This window comes from Pelagimonas sp. (assembly GCF_050633425.1).
GTDB lineage: Bacteria > Pseudomonadota > Alphaproteobacteria > Rhodobacterales > Rhodobacteraceae > Pelagimonas.
The window spans coordinates 29,420-43,479 of the sequence record NZ_JBOEGM010000010.1; the positions used below are offsets into that span (position 1 = coordinate 29,420).

The 14,060-nt window shown below is 55.9% G+C and carries 13 protein-coding genes; 7 read left to right on the forward strand and 6 right to left on the reverse strand.

What is annotated here, in order from left to right; translation table 11 throughout:
- Positions 1-181 precede the first annotated feature (181 nt).
- Complete coding sequence (locus ACRBB0_RS08675) at positions 182-1,036, reverse strand: amidohydrolase family protein (protein WP_431374030.1); 855 nt, start codon at positions 1,034-1,036, stop codon at positions 182-184.
- A gap of 105 nt (positions 1,037-1,141) precedes the next feature.
- Between ACRBB0_RS08675 and ACRBB0_RS08680 the strand changes: the two genes are divergently transcribed.
- Complete coding sequence (locus ACRBB0_RS08680; protein ID WP_431374031.1) at positions 1,142-2,257, forward strand: mannitol dehydrogenase family protein; 1,116 nt, start codon at positions 1,142-1,144, stop codon at positions 2,255-2,257.
- The gene (locus ACRBB0_RS08685; protein ID WP_431374032.1) at positions 2,254-3,228 is read left to right on the forward strand and encodes an aldo/keto reductase; all 975 of its coding nucleotides are present in this window, start codon (positions 2,254-2,256) and stop codon (positions 3,226-3,228) included. The genes ACRBB0_RS08680 and ACRBB0_RS08685 overlap by 4 nt, the downstream gene beginning before the upstream one ends.
- Here the strand turns inward: ACRBB0_RS08685 and ACRBB0_RS08690 are convergent.
- The gene (locus ACRBB0_RS08690; RefSeq protein WP_431374033.1) at positions 3,225-4,130 is read right to left on the reverse strand and encodes a GntR family transcriptional regulator; all 906 of its coding nucleotides are present in this window, start codon (positions 4,128-4,130) and stop codon (positions 3,225-3,227) included. The genes ACRBB0_RS08685 and ACRBB0_RS08690 overlap by 4 nt on opposite strands.
- Before the next feature lie 166 nt (positions 4,131-4,296).
- Between ACRBB0_RS08690 and ACRBB0_RS08695 the strand changes: the two genes are divergently transcribed.
- From ACRBB0_RS08695 to ACRBB0_RS08715, 5 genes are all read left to right on the forward strand, one after another.
- On the forward strand, positions 4,297-5,310 hold the full coding sequence (locus tag ACRBB0_RS08695; protein ID WP_431374034.1) for an ABC transporter permease: 1,014 nt from the start codon (positions 4,297-4,299) through the stop codon (positions 5,308-5,310).
- Between the two features lie 34 nt (positions 5,311-5,344).
- Positions 5,345-6,286, forward strand: a complete 942-nt coding sequence (locus ACRBB0_RS08700; protein WP_431374035.1) for an ABC transporter substrate-binding protein — start codon at positions 5,345-5,347, stop codon at positions 6,284-6,286.
- 62 nt (positions 6,287-6,348) lie between these two features.
- Positions 6,349-7,128, forward strand: coding sequence for an ATP-binding cassette domain-containing protein (locus tag ACRBB0_RS08705; protein ID WP_431374036.1), 780 nt, complete (start codon positions 6,349-6,351; stop codon positions 7,126-7,128).
- A gap of 2 nt (positions 7,129-7,130) precedes the next feature.
- Complete coding sequence (locus tag ACRBB0_RS08710) at positions 7,131-8,147, forward strand: zinc-binding alcohol dehydrogenase family protein (RefSeq protein ID WP_431374037.1); 1,017 nt, start codon at positions 7,131-7,133, stop codon at positions 8,145-8,147.
- A complete protein-coding gene (locus tag ACRBB0_RS08715) occupies positions 8,140-9,669 on the forward strand; it encodes a UxaA family hydrolase (protein ID WP_431374038.1) in 1,530 nt (509 codons plus the stop codon). Before ACRBB0_RS08710 ends, ACRBB0_RS08715 begins: the two co-directional genes overlap by 8 nt.
- Positions 9,670-10,088: 419 nt before the next feature.
- On the opposite strand, the gene ACRBB0_RS08720 is transcribed toward ACRBB0_RS08715, so the two are convergent.
- The 4 genes from ACRBB0_RS08720 to ACRBB0_RS08735 all read right to left on the reverse strand — a co-directional run bounded on the left by ACRBB0_RS08720 (position 10,089) and on the right by ACRBB0_RS08735 (position 14,058).
- A complete protein-coding gene (locus ACRBB0_RS08720; protein ID WP_431374039.1) occupies positions 10,089-11,480 on the reverse strand; it encodes a DHA2 family efflux MFS transporter permease subunit in 1,392 nt (463 codons plus the stop codon).
- 192 nt (positions 11,481-11,672) lie between these two features.
- A complete protein-coding gene (locus ACRBB0_RS08725; RefSeq protein WP_431374040.1) occupies positions 11,673-12,437 on the reverse strand; it encodes an ABC transporter permease in 765 nt (254 codons plus the stop codon).
- Positions 12,437-13,258: an ABC transporter permease gene (locus ACRBB0_RS08730; protein WP_431374041.1), complete on the reverse strand. Its 822-nt coding sequence runs from the start codon at positions 13,256-13,258 to the stop codon at positions 12,437-12,439. Before ACRBB0_RS08730 ends, ACRBB0_RS08725 begins: the two co-directional genes overlap by 1 nt.
- Positions 13,258-14,058: an ABC transporter ATP-binding protein gene (locus ACRBB0_RS08735; protein WP_431374069.1), complete on the reverse strand. Its 801-nt coding sequence runs from the start codon at positions 14,056-14,058 to the stop codon at positions 13,258-13,260. The genes ACRBB0_RS08730 and ACRBB0_RS08735 overlap by 1 nt, the downstream gene beginning before the upstream one ends.
- Between the last annotated feature and the right edge of the window lie 2 nt (positions 14,059-14,060).

The following is a 14,060-nucleotide window of genomic DNA, read 5'->3' on the forward strand; positions in this document are numbered from 1 at the left end:
AGGTGTCGGCAGGGCGCTGTCTGTGACCTGCCAAAACCGGGCGATTTCACCCTTTGGACTTTCCGCGGCCTCCTACAATTTGGGGCGGAAACCGGCATCGACGGCGACTTGACGCCCAGCCTAGCTCAGCCCAAACAACCCAAGCCGCGTAGGGTTCGTTAGTTTACGTACTCAATTCAGGTTATGCTGGTTGCTCGAGCTCATAAAACTCGGTGGCGGTTGCGCCGTAGATATGCGCGCGGTCCTTGCCTGATAAGCCCGAAAAAAGCTGCTCAGAAACTGCGCGCCATTGGTCATAGGCACCGGCGAGGTTCAGCACAGGCCAATCACTGCCCCACATAACCCGCTCAGGGCCAAAGTGCTTTACGACATGATCGACGACAGGTTGCAGGGCCTCTGCGCTCCAGCCCGGTCCGGCTTCATTTGCAAGACCCGAAACCTTGCACATCACGTTGGGTAAGGCCGCGAGGCGGGCCATGCCATCGCGCCATGTATCACCAGCGTCAGCGCCACCAGCAATGACAGGCTTTGCGCAGTGGTCGATGACGATGGGTAACTCTGGCAGGTCGGCGGCCACACGGGCCAGAACATCCAAGTGGCGAGGAACCACCAGAGCATCAAGGCGCAAGCCACGCTCTGCCAGCGCCGCAAGGTTGGCCTTGACCGCAGGTTGGGCGATCCAGTTTGTGTCCGCGATGTCCTGCAGCATGGGGCGCACACCTTTGAAGACAGGCGCGGCGCACAATCTGTCTAGCACCGCGGGGCATGCGGGGTCTTCGAGATCGACCCAGCCCACCACACCTTTGATAAACGCGGTCTTGTCGGCCAAGCCAATCAGAAATTCTGTCTCGGCTACAGTCGCGGCGGCCTGAACGACAACGGTCCCGACAATCCCGTGCTGCGCCAACAGGGGTGACAGGTCTGGGGGCAAAAAATCGTGACGGATATCCGCAACCTCGTCCGTCATCCAATCGTAATCACCGCGTGAAATTTGCCAAAAATGCTGGTGCGCATCGATTCTAGGGGAGGAAGACATCGGGCTTTCCTTTGGTGACAGGGTTGACTTAAATTGTTTTGTATAATTAAAAACAGCAACACGTAAAGCGCTGACTTCGATCTGGCATCGCCAAAAGGACATCTCATGCAACCCACGCCCATTCTTCAGTTCGGCACCAGCCGGTTCTTGCAAGCGCACGCTGATCTCTTCATCTCTCAAGAAATGGAGGATGGTCAGGACGTGGGCCCGATCACGGTTGTGCAGAGCTCTGGTGACCCGATCCGGGCCAAGCGCTTGGCCGCTTTGATCGGATCTTACCCTGTTCGTGTTGAAGGTCTTGTCGATGGCGCGCGGGTTCAAGAAACGCTGGACGTGACAAGCGTTGGGCGAACGTTATCCACCGCAAGCGACTGGGACGAGATCGCACGCATTTTTGTCCAAGAGGCGCAAATCGTTCTATCCAACACCGGTGACGCGGGATTTACCCCACAGGCCTGTGACGACCAGCCAGACTTTGATCAGGCGATGTCCTATCCTGCCAAGTTGACCCATCTATTACGGCTGCGATTTGCCGCCGGCGGGGCACCGATCCAGATCATGCCGATGGAGTTGATCGTTGACAACGGCAAGGTCTTAAAGACCCGCGTGATGGAATTGGCAGGCGATGATGCGCCTGAATTCCGCGCCTATTTGGACAGGGATGTGACCTGGGCGAATTCGCTTGTCGATCGGATCGTATCCCAACCCTTGGAGCCAGCAGGTGCCGTTGCAGAGCCCTATGCGCTTTGGGCCATCGAAGCCCAACCCGGTTTGGTTCTGCCCTGCCAACACCGCTCGGTGCAGATTGTGCCATCGCTTGCCGATATTGAGGCGTTGAAGCTGTTTGTGCTCAACCTTGGCCATACGTTCTTGGCTGATCGTTGGCGTGACAATGCGGGCGGTGACGATGTGCTTGTGCGCGATCTCGTCGGCGATGCGGATGAGGCCGCACATCTGACCAACGTGTTGAGGGACGAAGTGCGCCCGGCCTTCGTCGCAGCAAACCTCGCCGATCAATTCGACGCCTATGTCATCACAACGCTCGAACGCTTTGCGAACCCGTTCTTGGATCACCGCATTGCGGATATCGCCCAAAACCACCAACAGAAAGTGGAACGTCGCATCGCTGCGATGCTGGATTGGGCGGTCAGCAAAGGGGATCACTCCGATAAGCCAATTCTAAGTGCACTTGTCACCCGCAATACGAAACGCAGCGCATGAACATCGCGACAAAACCGGTTGGCAAGACCAATGTGTCTGTCACCTCGCTATCCTTTGGCTGTGCGAGTATCGGAAATTTGGGCGGTGTTGTCAGCGACGCCGATGCAACAGCCGTCATGCAGGCTGCCTGGTCCTCTGGTATCCGCTATTTCGACACGGCCCCCCATTACGGGCGCGGTTTGTCAGAAACCCGACTTGGTGGCTTTTTGAAAACCCAGCCGCGCGATGCTTATGTGCTTTCGACCAAGGTCGGGCGGGTCTTATCCCCCGGCGCGGCAATGGACGAAGCCGACGGTTTCATACAGCCGCTTCCGAATGCAGTTCGGTATGATTATTCCGCCGATGGCATTCGTGAAAGCTTTGAGAGCAGCTGTGAACGGCTTGGCACCGATCATGTGGAAATCGTCTTCGTCCATGACATCGGCGACTATACCCATGGTCCGAATGGGGCCAAACATATGGACGCCCTATTGGGGTCGGGCATGGGCGCGCTGCGCGACCTCAAGCAAGCGGGGCGCATTGGCGCCATCGGGCTTGGGGTGAATGAAAGCCAGGTCTGCATTGACGTGATGGCGCAAGAGACGCTGGATGTGATCTTGCTGGCCGGGCGTTTGACCCTGCTGGATCGCCAAGCCGAAGCAAGTCTTCTTGACCTTTGTGCAACGCAAGGCACCAGCTTGGTGCTTGGGGGCATTTTCAACTCGGGCATTCTGGCGACCGGGCCCAAACCCGGTGCGTGGTTCGACTACGCCCCTGCCTCGCAAGATATTCTCGATCAGGTCACAGACCTGCAAACACGCGCCCAAGCCGTCGGCCTAACGCTGGCCGAAGCGGCGCTGCAATTTGCCTTGAACCATCCCGCCGCCTGTTCTGTGCTTCTGGGCACCGGCAAAGTCAGCTCATTGGAACGCAACCTGAGCGCCGCCAATAAACAACTCTCGGACGAGGCGTTGGCATTCGTGACAACCTAAGGCGCGTGATTGTTGACCTTCAGTGCGCTCAGCAAGGTTTGCTTTGATGTCGCAAGGTGACGCCTCGCGGCAGCTTCTGCCCGGGCCGGATCGCGACTGCGCAGGGCATCAATATAAACAAGATGCTCTCGGATTGCGTTTTCGTTGCGCACCCGCTCGTCCCTTTTGTTCCACTGAAAGTGGTAGTGGAAGATCAGCGAGATAATTTTCTGGAACTCTTTTACAAACCGGTTTTTGACCACGTTGTTGATGGCGGTGTGAAAGGCCTCATCCAGCTTTGAAAAATCGTGATATTCTTCATCAATCCGCTCCAGCAGATCAAGGTGGTCGTACTCTAGCTGATCAAGGCGGCCCCAAATCTCATGCGTGTCGGGCAATGAAACAATATGAGCGACCGAGTTCAGCTCTAGCAGCGCGCGAAAATCCGACAGTTCCAGCGCATAGTCTGGCGTGAAACCATCCAGGACCCAGCCGCCCTTTGGGCGCCGAACGACGATCCCAAATCGGCTTAGAGAAGAAAAGAACTCTTGGAGGGTATGGGTCGCGACAGAAAAATCCTTGGACAACTGCGCGACATTGAGCGGCGTGCCCGGCGGCACATCCATCCGCAAAACCCAGTCAAGGAATCGCTCTTCCAAGGCGTCTATCGTCAACAGAGCTGGTGGGGCTGCAACCTGATCCTGAGGCGTGGCATGACGTTTGATAATCTTTTCACGGCCTCTGAGTTCGATCAGGGACTGTTGATCGAGTTCAGCCAAAACGCTGCGCACCACTGTGCGACTCACCCCAAGACGCGATGCCAAAGCGTTTTCAGACGGCAAGCATTCGCCAACTTTCATTGAATTACAAATGGTTAGCATATCAGTGTGAGCTTTTACAAAGCGGGTATTGGTGCGAGCCATTGTGTCTCATGATCCTCATTACAGCACCCACAATTATAGTTGTTTTTTTAGTCTGTTCAAAAAAATAAAAAACAATTGACGAAGTTTTTCATTCCAAGATACTGTTCATTATTATTAAAGACAGGCGCTTGTGATCGAGTCGTGCTGTCACGGGGAGGACCACACTATGGCGGCAAAAGACGTCAAAACGAAACTCAGCTTTTTGCCTTCCGGGTCAACGCTACACAAGATATCAGCGCTGATGACGCTGATTTTGCTGATCTTTGCGTTTTCGTTCACCAGCCCAGCTTTCCTGTCTGTGAACAACGGCTTGACTGTCTTGTTGCAAACTTCGGTTATCGGACTGTTGGCGATTGGCATGACGATGGTCATCATCACCGGCGGCATCGACCTGAGCGTGGGGTCTGTTCTGGCCCTGTCCGGGGTTGTCACGGGCCTGATCATCAAAGCCGGCATGCCGGTTATCCCGGCAATGTGTCTTGGTGTTGTGGCGGGTGCGGCCTGCGGGTTTGTCAACGGCCTCGTCATCACCAAAATGCGGATCACGCCTTTTGTGGCAACGCTGGGCATGATGATGATCGCACGCGGTCTTGCCCTTCAGTTGACGGGGGCCACACCAATCAGCCGCCTTGGCGAAGCCTTTGGCAAACTGGGCAATGGCACGTTCTTCCGCGTTGTTGAAATGCAGGCGAACGGTTTTCCAAAAGTCATCTTTCCAGGCATTCCCTATCCCGCTGTGCTCTTGCTGGTCATGGCCATTGTGGGCGCGTTCCTCTTGCAGAAACGCCAGATCGGACGCCACATTTTCTCTGTGGGGTCCAACGAAGAAGCCGCGCGCCTGTCGGGGGTCAATGTCAACCGCACCAAGATTTGGGCCTATACAGCGTCAGGTGCCTTGGCCGGGCTTGCGGGCATGGTCTTGATGTCGCGCCTTGTGACCGTGCAGCCAAACGAAGGTGTGATGTACGAATTGGATGCCATCGCAGCATCAGTCATCGGCGGGGCCTCGTTGATGGGCGGCGTCGGCAGCATTTCCGGCAGTATGATCGGATCCTTTATCATCGGCGTTCTGCGAAATGGCCTGAATATGGCGGGCACTTCCGCGTTCATTCAGCAGATCATTATCGGGGTCGTGGTGATCGGGGCGGTCTATATCGACCAATTCCGAAATCGAAAATAACCAACCAAACTATAGTCTTCTAAGGGAGGAAACCATGAAGAAACGTCTTACAACAGCCCTCGTTTCGGGTGTCTTGGCCGCCACAGCTTCGGTTGCGTCTGCAGGTGAAATCGCTGTGATCGTCAAAACGACGAACTCGAGCTTCTGGCAAAACGTGAACAAGGGCGCGTCGGCTGCCATCGAAAGCCACGGCGACCACACAATGACCTTCAACGGCCCTGCGGCGGAATCTGCGATTGCGGATCAGGTGGCATTGGTGGAAAACGCCATCAACCGTGGCGTGGCAGGCATCGTTCTGGCCCCATCCGATCCCGAAGCTCTGGCCCCAGTGGTCAAGCGCGCTTATGAATCGGGCATTCCTGTTGCGATCATCGACAGCGCATTGGCCGAAGGCAACGAGCAGCACTATCAAGCGTTCCTGTCGACAGATAACTGTGCCGCTGGCGAAAACGCCGCCAAGCTGATGATCGACAATGCCGGCAGCGAAGGCAAAGTCGCCGTGATGTCTTATGTTGCAGGTGTAGGTTCTGAAATCGGCCGCGTTGGCTGTTTCGTGGACTATTTGGGTGCAAACTCTTCCATCGAAGTTGTTGGTCCGTTCTATTCACAGTCGCAAATGGCGACCGCGTTGAACCAAACCACTGACATCTTGGCAGCGAACAACGACCTGATCGGCATCTTCGGCGCAAACGAGCCAACAGCCATCGGCATGGGCCGCGCCATTGAGCAAGCTGGCAAAGCCGGTCAACTGACAGCGATTGGTTTTGACGGCAATGCGGACCTGCAAGACATGGTCAAAAGCGGCACCCTGTTGGCGACAGCCGTACAAGGTTCGTTCCAAATGGGTGAGTTGGGCGTAAACGCCATCGCCGATATCCTCGCAGGCGAAAAGGTGACTGACTTCATCGACACCGGTGTTGTTATGGTCACCAAAGAAAACATCGACGCTCCCGTCGCACAAAACGTTCTTTACTGATTGTGCAAGGGTCAGCGCGCCCCCGTGTGCGCTGACCCAACTCTAAACGAATAGGATTTCACATGTTGGACACCGCCCCACAAGAAACGCCCCTGATCCAGATGTTGGATATCTATAAGCACTTTGGCGGCATTCATGCCGTTGAGGGTGTTTCTGTTGATCTTTATCCGGGCGAAGTGGTGGGCGTATTGGGCCACAACGGCGCGGGCAAGTCTTGCCTGATGCGCATGCTCTCTGGTGCGATGGGGCTCAGCAGCGGCGAGATACAAGTGAACGGCGAGACCGTTGACCTAAAATCGCCGCAAGACGCGAAAAAATATGGCATCGAGACGATTTATCAAACTCTGGCTTTGGCCGATCACTTAGATGCGGCGGCCAATCTGTTCTTGGGGCGTGAACTGAAGACGCGCTTTGGCAACCTCGATGAAACACGGATGCATGCTGAGGCCAAGGATGCGCTGCGTCAGCTCAACCCGAATTTCAAGAACCTCACAGACCCGGTCTCAAAGCTTTCCGGCGGTCAAAGACAGGTCATCGCGATCGCCCGCGCGATTTATTTTCAAGCCAAGGTGCTGATCATGGATGAACCGACTGCGGCGCTCGGCCCGTCGGAAACCGCGATGGTGGCAGACCTGACATTGCGCTTGAAGGAAGAAGGCATTGGCATCTTCTTGATCAGTCACGATATGCATGACGTCTTTGATCTGTGCGACCGTGTGATCGTGATGAACAAGGGGCGCAACGTTGGCGCTTTCCGCATCGAAGATGTGAACAAAGACGATATTCTAAGCCTGATCATCAAGGGCACTTTGCCGGATGATTGGTCACCACGGGGACAATAAACATGAGCACAGAAACAATGCGAGCGGGTGTCGTTGTCGAACCCGGAACATTTGCAATCCAGGACCGCCCTGTCGTCGGCGACATTCCCGAGGGTTGGGTCTTGATCGACATCTGCGCAGTGGGTCTGTGCGGCACGGACTACCATATTTTGGAAGGCAAACACCCCTATCTGGAATACCCGCGTGTCATCGGTCACGAATTGAGCGGCCGCGTGGTTCACGACGGCAATGGGTGGTCTGCGGGCGATCTCGTGGTTGTGAACCCCTATCTGTCCTGCGGCGAATGCCGGGCCTGCAAACGCGGCAAGCCCAACTGCTGTACAAAAATCGAGGTGCTGGGTGTCCATCGCGATGGCGGCCTTGCCCCTCAGCTCGCGGTGCCTTCTCATAACCTCTATGCGGCCGATGGGCTGACACCGCTACAAGCCGCGATGGTCGAGTTTCTGGCCATCGGGGCACATGCTGTGCAACGCTCTGAAGTCGGTGAAGGTGATGCGGTTCTGGTGACCGGCGTTGGCCCAATTGGTATCGGTGTCGCGCTTTTCGCACGGCTCAAGGGCGCACATGTCAGCCTGCTTGATCTTAGTGACGAACGCCTTGCGATGGCAGCAGAGAAATTCGATTTTGACAGCGGATTTACCAGCTTGGATGCGGCTATTGCCGCTTCGGACGGCGAAGGCTTTGACGTTCTGTTTGATGCGACTGGCTATGGTGGTGCCATCGAGGCGGGTTTTCGCGCCGTTGCACATGGCGGGACATATACATTGGTGAGCGTCGTCAAAGATGACATCACCTTCAACGATCCCGAGTTTCACAAACGTGAAATGCGCCTGATCGGAAGCCGCAATGCGCTCAAGGCCGATTTCGATTGGGTCATGTCGGCCTTTCGGGACACTCTTATTGATGCGGATGCGCTCTGTTCTGATGTCCTCTCCCTCGATGAGCTGACGACTGCGTTCGGCGCTCTTGCCAAAGATCGGGCGGGTTTGATCAAAGCGATTGTGAAGCTAAATGACTGAAGACAAGACACAGACCGCCCTGCGCTTGAACAGGAACGACAATATAGCCATTGCGCTGGATAAAATAGGCGCAGGTGATCTTGTGCACGAAGGCAATGTCACTTTGCTGCAATCTGTCCAGCCCGGTCACAAATTTGCGGTTGCGCCAATTAAATCGGGCCAGAACGTTGTGCGTTATGGTCAGATTATCGGGCAGGCAACGCAAGACATTGCACCGGGTGAACATGTGCATGTGCACAATCTTGGCATGGGCGATCATGCGCAAGACTATGCACATTCGCGTGACACCAAGGTGCTAGACGTCGCGACGGACACCCGGACCTTCCAAGGCTATCACCGCGCTGATGGTCGGGTGGGCACGCGCAACTACATTGGGATTTTGACGTCGGTAAACTGTTCTGGATCGGTCGCGAAATTCATTGCCGAGGCCGCCGAAAAATCCAACCTGTTGGATGATTTCCCAAATGTCGACGGCATCGTTCCAATCACCCATGGCACGGGATGCGGCATGTCGGGCGAGAACGAAGGCTATGACACGCTGTTCCGCACCCTCTCTGGCTATGCGCAGCATCCTAACTTTGGCGGCATCCTGTTGATCGGGTTGGGCTGCGAAGTCATGCAGATCGCAGACCTCGTTGGCGGCCAGTCAATCCGCGCCGACGGCGCATTGCGCTATATGACCATCCAACAAGAAGGTGGCACGCGAAAAACCATCCAAAAGGGGCTAGAGCAGCTGCGAGGAATTGCAGAGCTTGCCAATACCGCCACCCGTCAGCCAGCCCCGGTCTCCGAGCTGACGATTGGCATGCAATGCGGTGGGTCGGATGGCTATTCGGGCATCACGGCCAATCCGGCACTTGGTGTTGCTTCTGATTTGATTGTCCGTCATGGCGGCACCACGATCCTCTCGGAAACATCAGAGATCTATGGCGCAGAACACCTTCTAACACGGCGGGCTGTCTCGGTTGAGGTCGGTGAAAAGCTGATCGACCGTGTCCGCTGGTGGGAAGATTACACCGCCCGCAACAAAGGCGAGATGGACAATAACCCCAGCCCCGGCAACAAGCGCGGTGGTTTGACCACGATCCTTGAAAAATCGCTGGGGGCTGTGGCCAAGAGCGGCAACGCGCCTTTGACCGATGTGTACCTTTTTGGAGAGAAAATCTACAAAAAGGGGTTTGTCTTTATGGACAGTCCTGGGTTTGATCCCTGTTCGGTCACGGGGCAAATTGCCTCCGGCGCAAACCTGATTGTGTTCACAACCGGGCGCGGTTCGGTCTCGGGCTATATGCCGACACCCTGTGTTAAGATCGCAACCAACACTGACATGTATAGCCGCCTGTCCGAAGACATGGACATCAACGCAGGCGATATCATTAGCGATGGCGTGAGCTTGGCGGACAAGGGCCAAGAGATTTTCGAAATGTTCATTCGCATCGCGTCTGGTGAGCAGAGCAAAAGCGAACAGCTTGGCTACGGTGGGGTTGAATTTGTGCCATGGCAAATCGGAGCCGTCATGTAGGGATGGATGCCTAGCATCTGGACCCTTTAATTGTTTGGCCTCTGCGAGAACGAAGGCTGCTCGAAAGAGCTCGGGGCTTTGTTGTCGCAAACCGCAACACTATGCGGGGCGTTGGGCTTTTGCTGGGCTTGTTGGGCATGATCGTCCCCCTGCCCGGCAGTGCATTTGTTACGAGATCGGCTGTGACGCCGTTTGTGTCGGCACGTGACGCCCCCCTAGTTGTCTTGCGTTTGCTTTCGGCTCCGCGAGACCTGGGAACACATCCTTTTGCAACGCGCAACAGAAGCGAACCGCGTCCAAGACACGCCCCCAAACAACCAATCAGTCCTTGGTCCGCCCCATCAAGCCGCCACCCCTTTTGTGGTCAAGTCTGTCGCGGACTGACGATTGCCAAAACGTCTTTGGTGGCACGATGACGCTCACCCCGAAGGCTCATCAACCCAAAAACGCGCGACAAGTGTCATCAGGAACACCGGGGCCGATGCCATTACAAACAACGCCACGAGGTCTGCTGTTTTATCAACCGGGATCACCCGTGACAGCACCACGGCCACAAGTGATGTCGCGACCGGACCGCCCAAACGTTGCACGATATTCAACGAAGGCATTGCAGCGGTCATCCGTGATTGTGGCACACTTGTGTAGGCCGACGAGAAGGATGGAATGGATATGACACCCAACCCGGCTCCGGTCAGGAAAATGGCCGCAGCGGTGGCCATATTGGTCCAGCCGGACGGGTTTTGTGTGACAAACGCAAGCGAAACAATGGAGAGACCGGCGACGCCAGAGCCAAGACAGACAAGCCCACGGGCGCCCAAGATTTTTATCGCTTTGCCGATCAGTGGCACGGCAAGCATACCGCCCAAGCCCATCGGCGCGAGCATCAGCCCCGCCTCTGACACGTCCATTTTGACGACCAGTAAGAAATAGAGCGGCAACAAAAATTGAATGCCCATGACGGCGGCATTGGCCAGGAACAATAGCAAGGCAGATGTCCGAAAAGACGGTAGTTTGAACAGCGTCAAGTCAAGCAGAGCGCTCTGTGGGCGGGCGCGTGCCCTGGTCACAAACCAAGCCAGTGCCGCCAAGCCAACCGATATCAGTGTCCCGTTGAGAGCGGCCGATCCCGTGTCATGTGCCACATTATTCAAAGCAAGCAAAAGCATTCCTAGGCCCAGCGAGATTTGCACAAAGCCCAAAACATCGAAGGGACGCCATTCCCTTGCATGCTCATCTCTTTGCAAAAACAGCACCGACAGTGCAAAAGTCAGGCATCCGATTGGTACGTTGAGCAAGAACACCGCCCGCCAGTCAAAGCTTTCCACAAGGTATGCACCCAGAACAGGCCCCGCGAGCGGAGCAAGGTAAACCGGCGCGGCCGTATAGCCAATCACCTTAGCCATATGCGCCCCAGCGGCCCGCGCAATAAGAAGCTGCGACAAAGGCACAAGCAATCCAGCCGCCGCACCTTGCAAGGCGCGGCATGCGATCAGAACCTCCACATTGGGGGCGAGGCTAGATGCAACCGACATTGATACAAAACAGAGCGTTGCAGTCCGGTGTAGACGCGCGCCGCCGATGCCATCGGTCAGCCAAGCCGAAATCGGCAACACCATAGCCATCGCAAACAGATAGGCCGTTGTAACCCATTGAACCAACGACAGCGGCTGGTCAAACGCTGCCCCGATATCGGTCAGGGCGATGTTCATCATAGTCACTTCCAACAGCGACATCGCAGGACTTAAGGCCAGAAGAATTGCAATCTTCCAGATGCCCTTTGGCAATGCGCCTGACGGCGGGGTCTTAAGCATAAATTGGCCTTTTACGATGTTGGCCGATATGCGGCCACAGCATGCCACCCTCGAAGGGTGCGGCCCTGACGATGTCGCTCTCTTGGTGGGAAAATACCTCTGGAGTCGGCACCCTGTCCGAGCCAGACGAAGAGGTCAGGGCGACCATAACGCCCTGACCAATGGTTTTAACCAGCACGGATCGTTCCTGTACTAACTGCGTCGCTTCCACCCAACCAGGTGGTTTTCGAACAAAGTCAGCGTCTTAGCGCTCAGATACCCTATGGCACCGAACAACAGAACACCCGCGAACAACGTATCAGACCGATAGGAGCGTGCCTGAAGCATAATCCAGTGGCCCAAGCCTTCGCTGCTGGACAGAATCTCACCGGTGACAGACAGGATCAAAGCAACCATCAGGCTCAGTCGCATCCCAGCCAGAATTTCAGGCAGAGCTGAAGGCAAGGCGACTTTTCGGACATAATCCATGGTCGACATGCCCAGAAGTTTGCGCAACTCAGCCAAACGCGGGTGCAAGGCATCAAAGCCTGAAATCGTGGCCAAAAGCGTGGGCCAGACCGCTCCGAAGGCAATCACTGCGAACACCATCGACTGGCTCAGCCCAAATACTGCAATGGCCACCGGAAAGATCGCGGAGGCTGGCAAGGGCCGGAAGAATTCAAGCGTCGGGCCCAAAAGCCGCCGAATAAATGGAAAGATGCTGATCGCGACGCCAATCACAACACCAATGAACGAGGCCAAAAGCCAGCCAAACGCCATATGTTCAAGCGTTTTTACGATACGCCAGACCAGGTCACCGCCGCGCAGTTCGGACATAAGCGCGTTCCATGTCCGATCTGGACCGGGCAGATAGATCGGCGACACGATGCGATTGTCCGACAGGTATTTCCACGCCAGGATCAGCAGGACGAGGAACGCGACGCTCAGTCCAAAGCGAGCAAGACTTGCCCTTGTCATCACGAAGCCCTCCCAATTCTGTTGCCGAACAAGGCGTTTTCAAGCGCAAGCGATGCGGCATTGATCGCCCAGCCAAGCAGGCCAACCCAAAACAGCAATCCAAACATCAAATCCGGTTGAAGCGTTTCTTGCGCACGCATCATCGCATAGCCAAGCCCCCGCGGGTTCGCCGCGATTTCAACGGTGATGGCCACCAAAAGCGCGACCCCCATCGACAGACGAAACCCAACAAAGACGTTAGACACGATGGCAGGCAGCACAATTTTGGTGATGTGTTGTACAAAATTCAGGCCCAAAAGTTTGGAGACCTCGCTCAACCTGGGATGCAAGCCGAGGATCGCCGCATGGGTCATGACCATAACAGGCCAGATGGTCGACTTTGCAATCAGCGAGATTTCCATAACGAAGCCAAAGCCGAACACCAGCAACGCAATCGGAAGCAAAGATACAGACGGCATTGGACGGATAAATTCGGTCGTCAACTCAAGCGCATAAAAGGATGGCGGGAAAGCACCAAACAGCACGCCTAGAATAAGGCCAATCGTCCCTCCGATCGCCAGCCCGGCAAAGGCCGCGGACAGGGTCTCCCAGGTCAGCACAAAGACTTCGCCATTCCAAATCACCTCCCATAGTCGCGCCAGAACTTCGCTTGGCAAAGCGACCGAGTCCCGTTGAAAGCCGGTCATCATCGCAAGCACTTGCAAACCGACCAGCACGCCAAGCGGAAACAACAGCCCGGCCAGATTCACCCGCGACAAAACCGGGGCCAGAAGCCACCAGCCAATGGGCCCCGTCCGCAGTTTGTTTTCGGCCATGCTCATCAATGCGCCCCCTCAAAGAAGGAAAAGAGCTCATGGCGCAGGCGCCTGAACTCAGGCAGGTCTGGCGTGTCAATCTGGTTGCGCTCAGCCGGAAGATTAATATCGTAGATGGAAGCGATCCGCCCCGGATGAGATTTCAGGGCGACAACACGGTCCCCCAGATAAATCGCCTCTTCCAGATCATGCGTGACGAACATGACGGTCAGCCCTTCGGCTTGGGCGATGCGCCGGATTTCATCCTGAAGCGAGCGGCGGGTCAGCGCATCGAGTGCGCCAAATGGCTCGTCCATCAGCAGCATCTTGGGATCCTGCGCGAGGCAACGTGCGATTTGAAGGCGCTGCTGCATGCCCCCGGACAGCTCGCCCGGTAGCTTGTCTTCGTGACCGGCCAGCCCAACAAGGCCCAACAGATCTTCGATCCGCGCCCGGCGTGCCGGTTTCGAAATGCCCCGCCCCTCTAGGGCCAGTTCCACATTTCCCGCCGAGCTGCGCCACGGCAATAACGCGTTTGTATAGTCTTGAAACACCATCGCGACGTCTCTGGTCGGGGCCGTGACTGGCTGCCCGGCATAAGAGATGTCTCCGCGCGATGGGCTTACCAGCCCGGCCACAATACGCAAAAGTGTGGTCTTGCCACAGCCGGACGCTCCGACGATGCACAGAAATTCATTATCTCCAACATCCATATCAATATGTTCGAGAATTGTTTTTTCCCCATAGTTGAGGCCGATTGCCCCGAACCTCACCAGTGGGTTCGGAGCAATCGACAGGTGATCTATGCGGTCAACTGGTTCCTGCATGT

Bases quoted from the DNA above. Each gene is read 5' to 3' on its own strand.
- ACRBB0_RS08675 (WP_431374030.1), bottom strand. From the start codon at position 1,036: ATGTCTTCCTCCCCTAGAATCGATGCGCACCAGCATTTTTGGCAAATT.
- ACRBB0_RS08680 (WP_431374031.1), top strand. From the start codon at position 1,142: ATGCAACCCACGCCCATTCTTCAGTTCGGCACCAGCCGGTTCTTGCAA.
- ACRBB0_RS08685 (WP_431374032.1), top strand. From the start codon at position 2,254: ATGAACATCGCGACAAAACCGGTTGGCAAGACCAATGTGTCTGTCACC.
- ACRBB0_RS08690 (WP_431374033.1), bottom strand. From the start codon at position 4,130: ATGGCTCGCACCAATACCCGCTTTGTAAAAGCTCACACTGATATGCTA.
- ACRBB0_RS08695 (WP_431374034.1), top strand. From the start codon at position 4,297: ATGGCGGCAAAAGACGTCAAAACGAAACTCAGCTTTTTGCCTTCCGGG.
- ACRBB0_RS08700 (WP_431374035.1), top strand. From the start codon at position 5,345: ATGAAGAAACGTCTTACAACAGCCCTCGTTTCGGGTGTCTTGGCCGCC.
- ACRBB0_RS08705 (WP_431374036.1), top strand. From the start codon at position 6,349: ATGTTGGACACCGCCCCACAAGAAACGCCCCTGATCCAGATGTTGGAT.
- ACRBB0_RS08710 (WP_431374037.1), top strand. From the start codon at position 7,131: ATGAGCACAGAAACAATGCGAGCGGGTGTCGTTGTCGAACCCGGAACA.
- ACRBB0_RS08715 (WP_431374038.1), top strand. From the start codon at position 8,140: ATGACTGAAGACAAGACACAGACCGCCCTGCGCTTGAACAGGAACGAC.
- ACRBB0_RS08720 (WP_431374039.1), bottom strand. From the start codon at position 11,480: ATGCTTAAGACCCCGCCGTCAGGCGCATTGCCAAAGGGCATCTGGAAG.
- ACRBB0_RS08725 (WP_431374040.1), bottom strand. From the start codon at position 12,437: ATGACAAGGGCAAGTCTTGCTCGCTTTGGACTGAGCGTCGCGTTCCTC.
- ACRBB0_RS08730 (WP_431374041.1), bottom strand. From the start codon at position 13,258: ATGAGCATGGCCGAAAACAAACTGCGGACGGGGCCCATTGGCTGGTGG.
- ACRBB0_RS08735 (WP_431374069.1), bottom strand. From the start codon at position 14,058: ATGCAGGAACCAGTTGACCGCATAGATCACCTGTCGATTGCTCCGAAC.